Below are 16,846 nucleotides of genomic sequence, written 5' to 3' on the forward strand. Positions count from 1 at the left end.
GTTCAAGGGTGAGCCGTCACTGGCCGTTGCGTATCGGCCTTGGCCACGACCCGGTCACTGGCGCCGGGCTTGAGGAACATCGTCAGCACCACCGAGAGCATCAACGCGCCGCTCATCAGCAAGTAAGAAGCGCCGGGCGAGCCGGTGGAGCTGTTCAGGTAACCGACCAGATAGGAGCCGCCAAACGAACCGAGCGCGCCCATGCTGTTGATCAATGCCATGGCACCGCCCGCCACGTTGGCCGGAAGGATTTCGGGGACGATGGCGAAAAATGGCCCGTACGGCGCGTACATGCAGGCGCCGGCAATCACCAGCAAGGTGTAGGACCACCAGAAATGTTCGGCGCCCAAGGCGTAGGAACCGTAGAACGCAATGGAGGCAATCAGCAGCGGCGGCCAGACGAAGCGTTTACGCTTCTGCAGTTTGTCCGAGCCCCACGACACCAGCAGCATGCCGATCACTGCGGCCAGATACGGGAGCGCCGAGAGCCAGCCGGCTTCGATCATGTCCATCTGCGCACCGGCCTTGAGGATCGATGGCAGCCACAGCACGAAGCCGTAAACGCCAATGCTCCAGCAGAAAAACTGCAACGCCAGGATGATCACCTTCGGCGAGCGAAAGGCTTCGGCGTAGTTCTTCACCGCTTTGATGCCGACCTGTTCGGCGGCGAGGGCGCTTTCCAGGTCCTGCTTCTCTTGATCGCTGAGCCACTTGGCCTGCGCCGGACGATCGTCCGCCAGGCGCCACCAGATAAATGCCCACAGCACTGCCGGCAAACCTTCGATGATGAACATCCAGCGCCAGCTGAAATGCTGTACCAGATAGCCCGACACCACCGACATCCAGAGCATGGTGACCGGGTTGCCGAGGATCAGGAACGTGTTGGCCCGTGAGCGTTCGGCACGGGTGAACCAGTGGCACAGATAGACCAGCATCGCCGGCATGACCGCGGCTTCAACCACGCCTAGCATGAAGCGAATGACGACCAGCCAGTAGGCATTGGAGACGATCCCGGTCAGCGTCGCGAGCCCGCCCCAGAGGATCAGGCTGACGAAAATCAGCTTTTTGACGCTGTGTTTCTGGGCATAGATCGCGCCGGGCACCTGGAAGAAAAAGTATCCAAGGAAGAACAGCGCGCCGAGCATCGACGACAGGCCCGGCGTGATCATCAGGTCGGCGGCCATGCCCGAGGCAGCGGCGAAGCCATAGTTGGCGCGGTCCAGATACGCCAGGCTATAGGTGATGAACACGATGGGCATGATGTACCACCAGCGGCGGGTGGCGAGTGAGGCGGTTTTCATGGGCAGTGCTCCTGAGCTTGTTGTTTTTGTCGCAGCAGGTAGTTACATCTTCAGCGTTTGTGCGGGTCTCATCGCGAGCAAGCTCGGTTCCTACAACGCCTGTAGGCGCACAGCTTGATGGCGATTGACGCCTTCAAATTCAGTAGATAATTCCAGCCGGGTCGGCAACCCTTCCATATCCCCCCGACTCTGCACCGCACGACTGCCAATCCAGTTGGCACGCCGCACCGCATCGGCAACGCTTTGGTTTTCCAGCAACGCGCTGATCATCCCGACCGCAAAGCCATCGCCAGCGCCGACCGTATCCACCACGGTTTGCACCGGTATGCCTGCGATAAACCCCTGATCCAGTGAGGTGCGGTAATACGCCCCATGCGGGCCGAGTTTGATCGCCACCGCTTCAACACCCAGATCCAGATAAAACGCCGCAATGTCCGCCGGGTCTTCAAACCCGGTCAGCAAACGGCCTTCGCTCAACCCCGGCAGCACCCAATGGGCGAGGCCCGCGAGGCGGTTGATTTCGGTAATCATCTGTTGCTCGCTGGCCCACAGGCTCGGGCGCAGGTTCGGGTCGAACGACACGCTGCGTCCGGCATTGCGCATGCGGGTCATCAGTTCGAAGGACATTTCCCGGGCAGATGCAGACAGCGCCGGTGGAATACCGGTGGCGTGCAAGTGCCGGGCGTCGAGCAATGACGAGGAGATCGATTGCACCGACAAGTGACTGGCGGCCGAACCACGCCGGAAATACTCGACGGCCGGATCGCTGCCATCGTCGGTACGGGACTTGAGTTGGAAACCGGTCGGATGCGCTGGGTCGATGGCGACGTTGCTGCAATCCAGACCTTCTTTGCGCAGCGTATCGACGACAAATCGGCCCAATGAATCGGCGCCCACTCGACTCAGCCACGCCACGTTGAAGCCGAGCCGTGACAGGCCAATCGCGACGTTGCTGTCCGCTCCGGCAATACGTTTGTGGAACTGGCCGACGTCGGCCAGATCACCGCTTTGCTCGGCGACAAACATCGCCATGGTTTCGCCGAACGACAGGATATCGAACTCAGACATGAGCGTTCTCCAACCGGGATTGGCCAAGGCGGGCGAGGGCAGCGACGTGTTCGGTGGTCAGTTGCACCAGGTCATCGCCTTGCAGCGGGTATTCCGCCGCCCGCATAACACCTTGGGCCATGTGTCGCAGCAGGTGTTCCCACTCGTGCACATCATTGGCGGTTGGCGGGATCGCAACCAGTTTTCCGTCGGCCCGGCGGGTCACGGCTTTGCAGTGCACGTAACCGACATGCCGACCGAGCAACCGTGCGGCGCTGGCGGCGGATTGGTCCTGCCAGTGCCAGTTGCCGATGTCGAAGGTCATTTTGATCGGCAGGTTGTGGTGTTCGACTTGAGTAAAAAAGCGTTGAAAGGGTTCGATGCGACCGCCGTGCAAGGTCTGGTCGTTTTCCACCAGCACCTGTACCGGGCTCTGGGCGAGGGCGCGGCTGAGTGCCTGAAGATCATTGTTGTCGGTGAAGTACCCCAGGGAAACTTTCAGCCATTTGGCGCCGAACGCTTGGGCACGCTGCAGGGTCGCGGTCAGCGCTGGATTGGGTTTTGACTGACCGGCCAGCCACAGCTCCATGGGCGATGAATAGATGCTTTCCAGGCCCTGGGCCTGGCTGTTGTCGGCCAGTTGCAGCGGGTTTTCATCGGTCAGCAGCTCTTCGCGCCATTCAATGCGCGTAGCGCCGGCGGCGGCCAGCACATCGATAAAACTGCCTTGGCCACGTTGGCGCACAAGGTCTGCGCCGTAGCTGGACAGGCTGATGGAAACGGGGGGTGTATTCATTGTTTTTATACCTCTGAAACCGGTTTCATTTTTGTTCAAAAAAAATGCATGGCTGAATAGGGCGGTGTTTTTCGGGGCCTCTTCGCGAGCAGGCTCGCTCCCACATTGGAATGCGTTCAACTGTGGGAGCGAGCCTGCTCGCGAAGGGGCCATAACGTTCACCAAAGATTCCCAAGGGTTGATCCCCGAACAACCAGCTGCGCAGAAAAATCCAGTGTCCGCGCCGCTCCGGCATCCCCACGCAACCGTTTGAGCAGACACTCAAACGCGCTCGCGCCAATCTCGGCCGTCGGCTGGGCGAGGGCGGTAATCCCGCTGCCCACCAACGGATACCAATCCAGGTCATCCAGCGCGATCAACCCTACATCCGCAAACAAATTGCACTGCAACTCACGCAACGAATGCGTACTGGCCAACGCCGCAATGCCATTGGCGCAAAACAGCGCTTTCGGGCCGGAGCCGGGAGTGTTCAAGAAGGTCTTAACGTGGGCGGTCAACTCGCTACCGGTTTCGACCACTGCACCATTCAGCGCCGGACGTTGCTCAATCTGCATCTTGAAACTGCTGACCCGCTCGATCCGGGAACTGGTGCCGTCAAACGGCTCGGTCACCATCAACACATCGCGATAACCGCGTTCCTGCAAGTGGGCGAGGGCCATCTCCACGGCCGCCGGGTTATCCAGCCCGACCAGGTCACTCTCAAGCTGCTCAACCTTGCGATCCACCAGCACCATCGGCATCTCCCGATGCAACTCGCGCAGTTCGTCGCGGTGATGGCCCAGGGTGTTCACGATCAAGCCTTCGATGTTGTAGGAGCGCAGCAACGCCAGGTGCTGACGTTCCTGCTCGTCATCGCGATCGGTGTTGCACACCACCAGGCTGTAGCCGTGCTGACGGCAGGCGGTTTCCACCCCGTGCATCACGGCAATTGAATAAGGGTTGCGGATATCGGCCACCAGCATGCCAATCAGGCGAGTGCGTCCGCGTTTCAGACCACGGGCCATCTGGTTGGGGCGGTAGCCGAGTTGGGCAATTGCCTGCTCGATGCGCAAGGCCGTGGCATCGGAGAGCAGGGCGCGGTCGTCGCCAATGAAACGCGAGACGCTGGCCTTGGACACGCCAGCGTGTTCGGCAACGTCGAGCATGGTGACGCGGTTACGCTGGGCGGCGGAGAAATCGTTCATGGCGGTAGCTTTTTGTTGTTGGATTGGCTTTTTTATCGCAGTGAAACCGGTTTCAGGGAACACTAATCCCTGCCTCTTCGTCAAGTCGAGTTCATCGCCGACGGACCTGTACCACGGCTAGTTTCCAGACGAATGGTCGATTTACCTGTCAGTTATGACAGTAGGCAAGTGCGATGGCTTAGCGCTTAATTCTTCCATGAGCGACTGAGAAGTTACGCGCAGTGCTTCTACCATCAAACAGGTAAATGCGATGACGGCAAAGAAGTCTTCGGAGTCAGACGCAGGAATATTGGCGGCGCCACTTTCAGTCGAGGGTATCGACGATAGCGATATCGAGGGATATGTCCCCCTCGATATTCTGCGTAATGGTACTCGTATTGCTATTCCTTATTGGGTCAACCCTCTGAATAACGATGAACTTTGGGTCATGACACGTCGAGGCGGAGTTGAGCAAAGGCTTTACACTGAATTTTTCAGCCCGCCACAACCAGCCTTTTTATATTTCGCACTGACACCGCAGCATTTGGCAATCGATGGCATCGAATTTTTATCTTATAAAGTCTGGAAAGGTTCAGGCGGTATCCCCGACCCTTCGCCAGAAAGAAAGTTGACGATTGATCACACTGTACCTCTCGTTCTGGCGGAACTGACATTTCCCCATGCCACGGTTTGGGGATATCTGAATAACAATACGGCTCCACCACTGACATCCGGCGCAACCGTTGCGATACCTGCCTCAACGGGCATTGCAGTACCTGACGATATTGCCAAAGTGCACTGGCAAGGTTACTTAAGTTTGAATGGAAGTGGTCCGCCTGTATCCAATACATATGGCGCTTTTGATAAAAAATTGCAACAGCAGGACATTGATAAAGGATATGAGCAAGGCATTCCATTTGATCCTCATATAAAACCTCTTATTGATAACGACTCGGCCCTCGTCTATTGGCAGTTGCTTAGAGCTGGGCGGCTGATCGGTGAGTCACGAAAAGGTTTGGTGAGAATAGACAGAGTAACACCCGGCGAAAGTGGCCCTACTGGCCTTAATGCACAAGGAGAAGCAAAGATGACACTGCAATCTGTACCTAAAAAGCAAAGAGCTGAATCCGTTGGTGTTAGTGATGCTGGACCTTTCTCGGCTATTACAATAGACACGCTGGCTGAGGGCTTTATCGCGAAAAGTGTTCTGGATAGCGGGGAAATTACCTTAAATTTTATTCGCACCCTTAGTGAGCTCGACGGAGATGATTTTGATTTTTACTTAGGAGTAGAAGGTGGGACTTTAGTCGCCCACGATCAAACATTTTCCCTAGGGCCAATTGCTGACAGGCCTGATGGTGTCATTCCATTTAAAATACCCGCTAGCTTGTTTCCGGAGCAACCTACGCCGGCAACACCTACTACCTATGAGGTGATGATTAAACTTTATAAGGGAGGTGGTGGTAACGAGGAACCTTCCAATACCCTGAAATTTGTAATCGACCAGACTGCGCCATTCAATACGAAAAACCCAAGACGAGAAGTAAGGCCAACGCCAGCTCCTGTCTTTGTCAATAAACCTACGGATTCGCAAGTCACTATCAATGAGGCCTGGAGGGCACTGCCCGCGAACGCCAACTTGAACATTACAATGAACGTTGGTTATCCCCTTCGGCGACTGGACGATCATCTGCGCATCTGGCTCGTGTCCGGCACTCAGAGGGTTTTGGTCTGGGACGATCAAGTCCCTGCAAGTGGTGCTATCTCATTTCCAAATACGATGTTGAGTCAACTCCCGAACGGGCGTGTCAATATCGTGTATGACTGGAAAGACCTTCCCGGCAACCAAAGTCTGGAGTCAGTGTCGACCGCCTTTCTGACATTGGCTCTTGCGCAAAGACCGTTGCTGACAAAAGCACCTTTGGTGCCAAAAACCGATCCAAACTACAACACTCCGCTTTTTCTGGACGATATTGCCAGTGGGATTTTTGCGATTGTCGAAAACGCGTTTATCCAACATGCGGAAACGGGCGACGAAATCTTTTTGATTTTAGAGGATGCGGCTGACGCGACCAACTTTGTAGAAACGGCTCCACAACCATGGGCTGGTGCGAATCTGAGTTTCGCGCTTACTTATGCAGACCTTGCAAAACTATTTGCTGATGCCGACGAGCCAAAAGCTGTCACGATCATGTCTGTAATCACCCGGACCGGGATGACCCCCAACGTTGAGTCGCCAGAAGCAACCTTTATGTTGGCGTTTGACTACGCGGGTCCAACGAATCCAGATCTTCCGGATTTGACAAACCGGGCTATGCAACTACCCGTTGTCACTGGTGCCTCTGGTACGCCGAATAGTTTGCTGCCTGGCGATCGCGACAAGGCTGGTAAATTCACAGTCGTATTTGCGCTCAGTGATCCAGATATCACCCCGGAACAGACGGCCACGTGCTATATCAATGATCTGAAGATTGCCGAATATGTTTCATTTACAGACGAAAATGGGTTTGTAGTTGACGTTCCGGCAAACATCATTTCCGGACTTCCTACTCCAGAAGTATCGGCTTACTGGACGATTCAGAAGTCAGGTTCTGACAAGAACGTCATGAAATCCCTGCCGCAACCGGTGACAGTCAGTGGCGTTCCAATTCCTTTGCCTTCGCCTACGATCGCTATCCGCAACCCTGCAAATCGTGATTTCATCGAGTGCTTCGGGATGACCAGCCCTACAAGCGCATACAAACTGGGTTTGCTTATTGCAAAGAGTCCGCTCCTGCCACCAGGTAAAACCATTACAGCCCATTTCGCGGCCTATCGCGATCTGGCGGGTACTCAGTTGATTCCAGGTACGGAGGCTTCGCAAGATTATGTCATTAAGGCCGCCGATGTGCCTGATGTGGCACCGGTGGGCAGCCCCGCAGTTTTCAAAGCAGCACAACCGGTACGCGGAGCGATTGCCTTCGGGAAATATTGGTATACAACCGAGATTAATGGGCAGCAAACATCTGTACCCGTTTTCAAACCGCTGGATACCATCAGCAATAGTTTCAATTATTGCGACCAAACGGCGGCGCCGGCCGCTCCAGCCCCTTAATTAATCAAATGGTTTTTTAACATCGCAAGGGAGGTTTGAATTTCTTCCTTGCGATGCTTTTCCATTGAGCGGAGGCAGGATCTGATGAAGGGCACGCCATTGGAGGATCATTTTCCAATGAACAAGGATTTTTCCTACATCAGAATTTAATTTTTATCTTTAGGCTGCCTGGCGCTTCTGGTGGGACTTTTATTCTGCCAGAAAAATCTTGTGTGATTGTGCAGGTTTGAGGAGTCCTTCATGTATTTTTTTTCGTGTTTTAAATATCCGGTTTTTTTTAAAAGAACATTGATTACGACCGCAGTTGCGACTGTTCTCGTTTCCACTCCCGACGCCTACAGCAGAACACTGTTGCCAGGCGAAAGCGCAGTAGTGACTAATCCACCCGCGCCGGAAAGTTGGGGGGTATCTCAAGGGGGAACATTGACGATCAATAACGCAACTACCTTGTCTATTGATTCACAAAAAGCCACCGTCGTTTTTAACGGTGGCCAAAGCCAGCGCATCAGTGCGGATACTTCGGTGCTGAACATCTCTGGAGCCAACGTCAATAGTACGACCGGCAGGGGAGCGGTTCAGCTGATCGACAGTACTGCCACAATTGACAACACGAACATCACCAGCGGGAATAGTTTTGGTGTGCTGTTGGGGCGCAATATCAACACGCCGGTATCTTCTAGTGCCACGGTCAAGGGGGGCAGTACGATCACCGGCGCTTTGGGAGGTGCAAACGCGGTGGGTTTCGCGGTATTGAATGTCGAAAACTCGACCCTTCGCGGCACCGGAGCAACCAGTTACGGCGTGCAATTGGGCGGCGCAACGCTATCGGCGACTGGGAGCGTTATTTCCGGTGAGCAAGATGGCCTGCAAATCATTACCGACACGACCGGCGTCAACGCGAGCGATGTGACGCTCAATGGTAGCCGCGTGACAGGAGGAACAGGTTCAGCAATCGTGCTGGGCTCGTCCGGTGCTGCGGGATCGGTCGCAACCATCAATGTTCTCAACGGCACGGAACTGATCGGCGGCAATGGCACGGCGCTCCTGGCGACCAATCGCTCCACGGCCAACCTCACCGTCGACGCCAGTGCATTAAGCGGTAATGTCATTGCCGATACCGGCAGCACCGTCGCACTGTTGATGCAAAACGCAGCCTCTATTGATGGCAATCTGCAGAACGTTACGCGGGTCAGCCTCGATTCCCGCAGCACGTTGAACGGTAATGTGCAGGCGGTTGCCGGAACGGCTGCCACGGTCGGCCTGAACAATGGCTCCGTCATCAACGGCAACGTCGACAATGTCGTCAGCCTTGCGCTGAACAACGGCAGCAGCATGACCGGTGACGTGCTCACCGATACCAATGGCAACGTACTGCTGGATAACCTTTCTACGCTCAAGGGCAATGTCGACAATGTTTCCAGCCTGACGCTGAACAATGGCAGCAACATGACGGGTAATGTCGTAACCGGCACCAATGGCAACGTGCTTCTGGACAACGGTTCGGTGTTGACCGGTCAGATCAACAATTCCCGTAATGTGAATATCAATAACGCCGCGCAGTGGGTGATGACTGGCGACAGCGCCTTGGAAAATCTTGCCTTGAATGATGGTGTCGTTCGCATGGGGACCAACGAGCAGTTCCAGCAACTGAACGTGGTTAATCTTTCGGGTAAGGGCATGATCGTGATGGGCACCGACCTCGGCAACGGCGCCACCGATTTCCTTGACGCCCAAAACGCAAACGGGGATTTTAAACTGCAAATCGCTGCGACCGGCACTACGCCGGTCACGGCCGAGCCGGTGAAGGTGGGTAACATCGCGGCCGGCAACGCGCACTTTTCGCTGGCCAATCGCTCCACCGTCGATGCAGGCACTTTTGTGTATCGGTTGGAGAAGGAAGGTGAGGGTTTGTACCTCAATCCCGACAAGGAAACGGTCAGTACTTCAAGCAATACCGCGTTGGCTCTGGCCGGCAGTGCGCGCAGCGTGTTGAACGCCGAAGCGGCCATGCTCAACGACCAGGTGGGCGATCGTAGTCTCAGCATCCGCCCCGACGCCTCAATGCGTGCGATGGATGACGGCGCGGTGAACCTGAGCAACAGCGTTTGGGTCCGCACTTATGGCAACCAGTACAATGTCGACAACGCCTATGGCGATGGATACACCCAGAACCAGACCGGTATCACCGGTGGTGCCGATACGGTCGTCGAATTGGGCGGACGCTCTTGGGTGCTGGGCGGGTTCGTCGGAGCGAGCCGTACCAACATCGACCTGAAGTACGGTTCCAGTGCCATTGTCGACAGCCTGAATGCCGGGGTTTACGGCAGTACCTTCGATGTTGAAAGTGGTGTGTTCGTCAATGTCATGGCCAAAATCAACCAGTTCGATAACAAAGCCAAAGTGACCATGAGTGATGGCTCCCGGGCCAAGGGCGACTACAAGGCCTTGGGCGCAAGCGGTTCGGTGGCCGTGGGCAAACATATCTACCTAAAAAATGGCTACTTCATCGAGCCTCAATTCCAGGTCTCGACAGGCGTCACTCAAAGCGATAACTACAAGCTCGACAATGGCCTCGAAGTCAGCGCCGATACCATGCGTTCGTTGCAGGGCAAAGTGGGTATTCGTGGCGGCCGCGTCATTGCGCTCGATAACGGCAGCACGTTGGAGCCGAGTCTGTCCACGGCGCTCAACCATGAGTTTGTGAAAACCAACGAAATCAAGATCAACGACGACAGCTTTGATGATGACCGGGCCAGTAGCTCTTTCGAGTATGGCGCCGGGCTCAAGTGGACGCCGGCGCAACGCAACTGGCAGGTGTCCGGTCAGGTGGGCGGCAGTCAAGGGACGACGGTCAATCAGGACTGGAGCAGTAGCTTGAGAGTGAGCTATTTCTTCTGATGATCAATCAGCGAAAAAATGCCTCGACCTCGGTCGGGGCATTTTTTTCTGTCCGGTTCACGTTACGCCAGCACACTCAGCCAGGCCGATCCCAACAGCAAAAACGCCATGAATTGATTGAAGCGTCTCATGGCGCTGGACGAACGTATCCATTTGGCTGACCCCGCGCCCAGCAGGGCCCAGGATCCCATGCACGGCAACGCAACCAGAAAAAAGATCATCGAAGGACAAAGCGTTCGTACCTGGCGATCTTCCCCGGAGCCTGCAAACACGCTGATGACGGCCAACGCCATCATCCAGGTCTTAGGATTGACCAGTTGCAGGCTGGCACCGGCCCAAAGTCCGACTTTGTGCGGTGCGGCGTGCTCTGTGTGGGGGAGCATGGCCGGCGAGCGGTAAATCTGCCAGGCCAGATAGCTGAGCCAGAGCACTCCCGTCCACTTCATAAAAGATTCAATGAGCGGCAGCTTATCCAACGTTTCACCAATGCCGTTGCCTACCGCCAACACGATCAAGCCGGCGCTCGTGCAAGCGCCGAAGACAATGGGCAATGCGGCTTTGAAACCATAACGAGCGCTGTTGCTCATGACCAGAATGTTGGTCGGCCCCGGCGTAATGGAGGCGACAAAAGCGAACAGCACAAAGGGCAACATCGTAAGGAAAGTGGACGGCATGAGAATGGGCTCCGTGAATGATTTCAGAAGCTGATCCTCACAAAGTACGTTTCAAGCGTCTGGAAGATTTGAGCAGCGCTTGCGGTACATGGCCGGCGTCAAACCATACGCCCGAACGAACCAGCGCCCCAGATGGCTCTGGTCGGCAAAACCCAGTTCCATCGCCACCGTCGCCGGCTGTGCGCCACGGGCCAACAGGCGTCGGGCAGTGGCCAGGCGCAATTGCACCAGATAGGCATGGGGCGCCAGGCCGTAGGCTGCCTTGAAGGCGCGGGTCAGGCGGTATCGGTCTACACCGGTTGCCGCGGCCACCTGGTCGAGGCCGATGTCGTATTGAGCATTGGCGTGCAAGTACTCCCGGGCTTTTTGCGCGACCAGCGGCAGGCGCGGGTCTTCGGCATAACGGGCGCGCCAGCGCAGGTGGCTGGTCAGGCGTCCGAGTAAACCGTCGAGGGCGGCCTGGCGCACGATCTTCAGTTCGCCTCCATGCAGTGTCTGAAAGGCCAGACTGGTGGCCTGAGCCAGTCGGGTGTCGCTGGCCAGGGTGGTGGCAAAACTCAATTGGCTATGGTCGGGGGCATGTTCGAAAACGGCGCCCAGTTCCTGCTGCAACCACAGTGGGTCGAGGTACAACATGCGGTAGGTGAAACCATCCTCCGTCGGCGCCTCACCGTCATGAATGTCCCCCGGTTCCAGCAGGAATACCTTGCCCGGCGTGCTTTGGTGGCGGGTGCGCCGACAATTGAACTGCTGGACACCTTGCTCGGTCACGCCCACCAGATAGCTGTCATGCCAGTGCGGATCGTAAGCGTGGCCCTCGAAATGGGCGCGCAGGGTTTCGATGCCGGTGTCGGCGTCTTGAGCCAGGTCGATCCAGTTGTGATGGGTCATGCTGCACCTGCGAAACGGATTGCCGACTTATTTGACACCCACGCAGGGAACAATGACTAGAACGTTTGTGCAGCCATCAGCCAAACAACCCCGCCGCAATATTGATCGAAAACCCCAGAATCGCCGTGTTGAACAGAAAACTGATCAACGATTGCGCCAGCACGATTTTGCGAATACCCCGTGTCGCCACACCGACATCCGAGGTTTGCACCGCCACGCCAATGGTGAAAGAGAAGTACAGGAAGTCCCAGTAATTGGGGGTTTCCAGTCCTTCGGCGAAACGCAGCGCCAGGTCCTTGCCGTCCCAGGTGTAGAACAGGCGAGCGTAATGCACGCTGAAAATCACCCCGATCAGCAGCCATGAACCGATGATCGTCAGCGCGGTGAAGCCGTAATGCAGGAGCTTGCGGGTGGTTTCCAGCTCCTTGCTGCCGGCCAGTTCGAAGGTGATGGTCGCGAGGCTGGCAAGCGCGGCGATGCTCACCACGAACAACACCAGGCCGGCATTTTCGTCTTCAATCTCGGCAATACGCTTTACATCCGGCGCTTTGGCGCGGGCGGCGAGCCAGAGCATCAGGATCAGGTAAGTCCACACCCCGACATTCCAGCCTATAAGGATTTTGCTGATGATCGAATCGACCGGAGCCAGAATGCCTGCCGCGACACCCAGGGTAGCGGCGGCGGACAGGCGAGGGTGGGTGCGCGCGAGGAAGGGCATGAAGACTCACGGTCAGGGGCTTTGCAGCACCATAGCCCTGCCGTGAGTGATGCGGCAAGTTCGGAGCTTTTGCCTTTTATCAAAATGCTCAAGCCGGATGCTTTGTGCCGTCGAAATGGAACAGCCCTTTTTTCACGCTGATGGTTTTTGACCCGTCCGAGCGTTCGGCTTCGAATTCGATAGAACCCTTCAAGACACACAAGGATGAATCCTCGAGTGGGATGGAGTCGAGCTTGAGCGTCCCGCCTATGGAGAGGTAACTCCGTATCCCGGAGGCATCAAAATCGATGTACATCGCCCGAACTTCATTGCTGTTGCGACTGAGGGTGTATTCCTTGTTGGCATCAAGCGTAGTGGCGACGAACAGGGAAATGACGGCATTCGGCGTGCCGGGTTGTTTGGACCAGCCCAACCAATGCGCCAGTGGAAAGTTGATTTCGTTACCCTCTTGCCGGGTGAGGGAAAATTCAACAGCACTGTAATTTTTCGGGAACTCGCCGTCTTGAATGTCAGCGGTGAAGCTCTCGGAGGCTTTGTGCTCCGTCGACACCATCAGGCTTGGATCAAAGCCTTCCAGGTCGAACTTCCCTTCGGTCACAGTGACTTGTTTGTCTGTCTGAAACTCGAAGGTAGCGGTGGCATTCCCAGTGCTTTCGTTGATGGTGAAGGTCAAACGCCCCGACTTGGCTATAAACGCTTCGGCGCCTGGTCCATTGCGCTCCCAAAAGGTGGCTTTGACGGTCTTCAGGTTGTGGAAGTCGTCATCAATTTCGTAAACCTTGTCGGCCACATTACCCTCATCAGGAATGACGAAGGCGAGATCGTAATAGTGCGGTTTATCTTTCTCGACGTTATGAGTGGCCATTGCATACCAGCGACCTTCACCGGGATCTTTGTATAACTTCATTTTTTTTCGTCGCCCACAAACTTTCCGCGCTCGCCAAGATCTGCGGTGCACGTTCCGATAGTGGCGTTTGGTGTAGGGCGGGCTGATTTTTTCATCTGGGCATTCCTTCGCTCGGGTTCATTGCGTGCTCGACGACGTTGTCGAGTGTTGAACCCAGCGTAAAGAGGAATGCGAACCCCGTGAACTGTCAGATTTGACAGTTCACGGGGGATAGTTGGCTTAAAAAACAGGGTTTATAGAATGAAGTGGTTCAGTGGTTTTTGTTAAATCGTCTGACCCACTTCATCACCACCACGAAAAACACCGGGACAAACACCACCGCCAGCGTTGCCGTGATCATCCCGCCAATCACGCCGGTGCCTATCGCCTGCTGGCTCGCCGAGCTCGCGCCCGTGGCAATTGCCAAAGGCACCACGCCCAGAATGAATGCCAGCGACGTCATGACAATCGGTCGCAACCGCAACCGTGCGGCTTGCAGCGTGGCATCGATCAGGTCATGCCCTTCGTCATAGAGGCTCTTGGCGAACTCGATGATCAGGATCGCGTTTTTAGCCGATAGCCCGATGATGGTGATCAGTCCGACCTTGAAGAACACGTCGTTGGGCATTCCGCGAAAGGTCACGGCCAATACCGCGCCGAGCACGCCAAGCGGCACCACCAGCAGCACCGAGGTCGGAATGGACCAGCTCTCGTACAGTGCGGCCAGGCACAGGAACACGATCAGCAGCGACAGGCCGAGCAGAATCGGTGCCTGACTGCCGGATAATCGCTCTTGCAACGACAATCCGGTCCATTCCTGACCCAGTCCCGCGGGCCCTTGTGCGACCAACCGCTCGATTTCCGCCATGGCTTCACCGGTGCTGTGACCCGGCGACGGTTCACCGGAAATGGCTATCGCCGGGTAGCCGTTATAACGGGTCAGTTGCGCCGGGCCCTGGGTCCAATTGGCCTGGACGAAGGCCGACAACGGCACCATTTTTCCGTGGGTATTGCGTACGTGCATCTTCAGCAGATCAGCCACCTGACTGCGCTGATCGCCTTCAGCCTGCACGACGACTCGTTGCATCCGGCCCTGATTGGGGAAGTCGTTGATGTAGGCCGAGCCGACAGCGGTGGACAGCACATTGCCGATGTCGGCAAAAGAAACGCCCAGCGCGTTGGCTTGCTTGCGGTCGACCTCCAGTTGCACTTGCGGTGCTTCGGCCAAGGCACTTTCACGCACGTTCATCAGGATCGGGCTCTTCTCGGCCGCTGCGAGCAGTTCGCTGCGCGCCTGCATCAGCGTGGCATGGCCGAGGCCAGCACGGTCCTGCAAACGGAACTCGAAACCGCTGGAGGTGCCGAGGCCGTCAACCGGTGGCGGCAGAACCGAGAACACCACGGCGTCCTTGATCTGACTCAACGCGACGTTGGCCCGGTCGGCAATCGAACTCGCCGAATCGTCACTGCCGCGTTCAGACCAATCCTTGAGCGTGGAAAACGCCAGCGCGGCGTTCTGCCCGCTGCCGGAAAAACTGAAACCGAGAATGATCGTGCTGTCGCCAATCCCCGGTTCGGTGGCGTTGTGCGCTTCAATCTGCTCAACCACCTGCACCGTGCGATTCTTGCTCGCGCCCGGTGGCAACTGAATGTCGGTGATGGTGTACCCCTGATCCTCGACCGGCAGGAACGAGGAGGGCAGACGACTGAAACACACACCCAGACCGATCAGCAGCACGCCATAGATCAGCAGGTATCGGCCGGTGCGTTTCAACGCATAGGCAACCCAGCCTTGATAGCGATCGGTCAAGCGTTCGAAGCCACGGTTGAACCAGCCGAAGAACCCGGTTTTTTCGTGATGTTCACCCTTGGCAATCGGTTTGAGCAACGTCGCGCACAGCGCCGGGGTCAAGGTCAGTGCGAGGAATGCCGAGAACAGGATCGACGTGGCCATCGACAATGAAAACTGCTGGTAAATCACCCCGACCGAACCCTGCATGAACGCCATCGGGATGAACACCGCCACCAGCACCAGGGTAATGCCGATGATTGCCCCGGTGATCTGCGTCATTGCCTTGCGCGTCGCTTCCTTGGGCGACAGGCCTTCGGTGGCCATGATCCGCTCCACGTTCTCCACCACCACGATGGCGTCGTCCACCAGAATGCCGATGGCCAACACCATGCCGAACATGGTCAGCACGTTGATCGAAAAGCCCAGCGCCAACATGGTCGCAAACGTACCCATCAACGCGACCGGCACTACCAGCGTCGGGATCAGCGTGTAACGGATGTTTTGCAAGAACAGGAACATCACCGCAAACACCAGCAGCATTGCCTCGCCCAGGGTGTAAACCACTTTGGTGATCGAGACTTTGACGAACGGCGAGGTGTCGTAGGGAATTTTGTATTCCACGCCGGCCGGGAAGTAGCGCGACAGTTCATCCATCTTCGCGCGGACTAACGTGGCGGTGCTCAAGGCATTGGCGCCGGGCGCCAGTTGCACGCTGACGGCGGTCGACGGCTTGCCGTTCAAGCGGGTGGAGAAGTTGTATTCCTGGCTGCCGATCTCGACCCGCGCGACATCGCCAATGCGCACGGTGGAACCGTCGGGGTTGGCCTTGAGCACGATGTCGGCGAATTCTTCCGGCGTCGACAACTGGCCCTTCACCAGAATCGTCGCGGTGATTTCCTGTGTAGTACGAGTCGGCAAATCACCGATGCTGCCGGCGGACACCTGGGCGTTCTGCGCGACGATGGCGGCATTGACGTCGGCCGGGGTCAGGTTGAAACCAATCAGCTTCTGCGGGTCGATCCAGATGCGCATCGCCCGTTCTGCACCATACAACTGCGCCTTGCCGACGCCGTCCAGGCGCTTGATCTCGTTCATCACGTTGCGCGCCAGGTAATCGCTGAGCGCCACGTCGTCGAGTTTGCCGTCGCTGGAGGTGAGGGTGACCAGCAACAGGAAACCGGCGGAGACTTTCTCGACTTGCAGGCCTTGCTGATTGACCGCTTGCGGCAGCCGCGACTCCACGACCTTGAGGCGGTTTTGCACGTCGACCTGGGCCATCTCCGGGTCTGTACCCGGTTGGAAGGTCGCCTTGATCGTGGCGCTGCCGAGGCTGCTTTGCGACTCGAAGTACAGCAAATGATCGGCGCCGTTGAGTTCTTCCTCGATCAGGCTGACCACGCTTTCGTCCACGGTCTGCGCCGAAGCGCCCGGGTACTGGGCATAAATTTCAATTTGCGGCGGGGCGACATCCGGGTACTGCGCCACGGGCAACTGCGGAATGGCCAATGCGCCGGCCAGCAGGATGAACAAGGCAACCACCCAGGCAAACACCGGGCGATCAATAAAGAACTGCGGCATAAAAAGCG

11 protein-coding genes are annotated in these 16,846 nt (G+C 56.6%); 2 read left to right on the top strand and 9 right to left on the bottom strand.

Annotation, left to right across the window (positions count from 1 at the left end; translation table 11 throughout):
- Window positions 1–2: 2 nt before the first annotated feature.
- The 4 genes from AB4N43_RS01095 to AB4N43_RS01110 all read right to left on the bottom strand — a co-directional run bounded on the left by AB4N43_RS01095 (window position 3) and on the right by AB4N43_RS01110 (window position 4,328).
- Window positions 3–1,301 (bottom strand): MFS transporter, encoded by a 1,299-nt coding sequence (locus AB4N43_RS01095; protein ID WP_027923013.1) that lies wholly within the window; start codon window positions 1,299–1,301, stop codon window positions 3–5.
- A gap of 90 nt (window positions 1,302–1,391) precedes the next feature.
- Window positions 1,392–2,369, bottom strand: coding sequence for a sugar kinase (locus tag AB4N43_RS01100; RefSeq protein WP_059182894.1), 978 nt, complete (start codon window positions 2,367–2,369; stop codon window positions 1,392–1,394).
- A complete protein-coding gene (locus tag AB4N43_RS01105) occupies window positions 2,362–3,144 on the bottom strand; it encodes a sugar phosphate isomerase/epimerase family protein (protein ID WP_460152853.1) in 783 nt (260 codons plus the stop codon). Before AB4N43_RS01105 ends, AB4N43_RS01100 begins: the two co-directional genes overlap by 8 nt.
- Before the next feature lie 158 nt (window positions 3,145–3,302).
- Window positions 3,303–4,328: a LacI family DNA-binding transcriptional regulator gene (locus AB4N43_RS01110; RefSeq protein ID WP_027923015.1), complete on the bottom strand. Its 1,026-nt coding sequence runs from the start codon at window positions 4,326–4,328 to the stop codon at window positions 3,303–3,305.
- A 250-nt stretch (window positions 4,329–4,578) separates the two neighbouring features.
- Between AB4N43_RS01110 and AB4N43_RS01115 the strand changes: the two genes are divergently transcribed.
- Window positions 4,579–7,401 (top strand): hypothetical protein, encoded by a 2,823-nt coding sequence (locus AB4N43_RS01115; RefSeq protein WP_172825945.1) that lies wholly within the window; start codon window positions 4,579–4,581, stop codon window positions 7,399–7,401.
- A 240-nt stretch (window positions 7,402–7,641) separates the two neighbouring features.
- On the top strand, window positions 7,642–10,299 hold the full coding sequence (locus AB4N43_RS01120; RefSeq protein WP_460152856.1) for an autotransporter outer membrane beta-barrel domain-containing protein: 2,658 nt from the start codon (window positions 7,642–7,644) through the stop codon (window positions 10,297–10,299).
- Window positions 10,300–10,361: 62 nt separating this feature from the next.
- Here AB4N43_RS01120 and AB4N43_RS01125 read toward each other — a convergent pair whose 3' ends face one another.
- The 5 genes from AB4N43_RS01125 to AB4N43_RS01145 form a co-directional block, all read right to left on the bottom strand.
- On the bottom strand, window positions 10,362–10,973 hold the full coding sequence (locus tag AB4N43_RS01125; protein ID WP_460152858.1) for a LysE family translocator: 612 nt from the start codon (window positions 10,971–10,973) through the stop codon (window positions 10,362–10,364).
- A gap of 51 nt (window positions 10,974–11,024) precedes the next feature.
- On the bottom strand, window positions 11,025–11,864 hold the full coding sequence (locus AB4N43_RS01130; protein ID WP_194940098.1) for an AraC family transcriptional regulator: 840 nt from the start codon (window positions 11,862–11,864) through the stop codon (window positions 11,025–11,027).
- 76 nt (window positions 11,865–11,940) lie between these two features.
- Window positions 11,941–12,582, bottom strand: a complete 642-nt coding sequence (locus tag AB4N43_RS01135; protein WP_027923020.1) for a DUF1345 domain-containing protein — start codon at window positions 12,580–12,582, stop codon at window positions 11,941–11,943.
- Between the two features lie 88 nt (window positions 12,583–12,670).
- A complete protein-coding gene (locus AB4N43_RS01140; protein WP_460152860.1) occupies window positions 12,671–13,489 on the bottom strand; it encodes a hypothetical protein in 819 nt (272 codons plus the stop codon).
- Between the two features lie 250 nt (window positions 13,490–13,739).
- Entirely contained in the window at window positions 13,740–16,838 is a 3,099-nt protein-coding gene (locus tag AB4N43_RS01145) for an efflux RND transporter permease subunit (RefSeq protein ID WP_059182898.1), read from the bottom strand.
- Window positions 16,839–16,846 lie beyond the last annotated feature (8 nt).

It is taken from the genome of Pseudomonas sp. S2_B07, assembly GCF_054668435.1.

What these genes read in the sequence shown, in the direction of transcription:
- AB4N43_RS01095 (WP_027923013.1), bottom strand. Translation starts at nt 1,301, where the DNA reads ATGAAAACCGCCTCACTCGCCACCCGCCGCTGGTGGTACATCATGCCC.
- AB4N43_RS01100 (WP_059182894.1), bottom strand. Translation starts at nt 2,369, where the DNA reads ATGTCTGAGTTCGATATCCTGTCGTTCGGCGAAACCATGGCGATGTTT.
- AB4N43_RS01105 (WP_460152853.1), bottom strand. Translation starts at nt 3,144, where the DNA reads ATGAATACACCCCCCGTTTCCATCAGCCTGTCCAGCTACGGCGCAGAC.
- AB4N43_RS01110 (WP_027923015.1), bottom strand. Translation starts at nt 4,328, where the DNA reads ATGAACGATTTCTCCGCCGCCCAGCGTAACCGCGTCACCATGCTCGAC.
- AB4N43_RS01115 (WP_172825945.1), top strand. Translation starts at nt 4,579, where the DNA reads ATGACGGCAAAGAAGTCTTCGGAGTCAGACGCAGGAATATTGGCGGCG.
- AB4N43_RS01120 (WP_460152856.1), top strand. Translation starts at nt 7,642, where the DNA reads ATGTATTTTTTTTCGTGTTTTAAATATCCGGTTTTTTTTAAAAGAACA.
- AB4N43_RS01125 (WP_460152858.1), bottom strand. Translation starts at nt 10,973, where the DNA reads ATGCCGTCCACTTTCCTTACGATGTTGCCCTTTGTGCTGTTCGCTTTT.
- AB4N43_RS01130 (WP_194940098.1), bottom strand. Translation starts at nt 11,864, where the DNA reads ATGACCCATCACAACTGGATCGACCTGGCTCAAGACGCCGACACCGGC.
- AB4N43_RS01135 (WP_027923020.1), bottom strand. Translation starts at nt 12,582, where the DNA reads ATGCCCTTCCTCGCGCGCACCCACCCTCGCCTGTCCGCCGCCGCTACC.
- AB4N43_RS01140 (WP_460152860.1), bottom strand. Translation starts at nt 13,489, where the DNA reads ATGAAGTTATACAAAGATCCCGGTGAAGGTCGCTGGTATGCAATGGCC.
- AB4N43_RS01145 (WP_059182898.1), bottom strand. Translation starts at nt 16,838, where the DNA reads ATGCCGCAGTTCTTTATTGATCGCCCGGTGTTTGCCTGGGTGGTTGCC.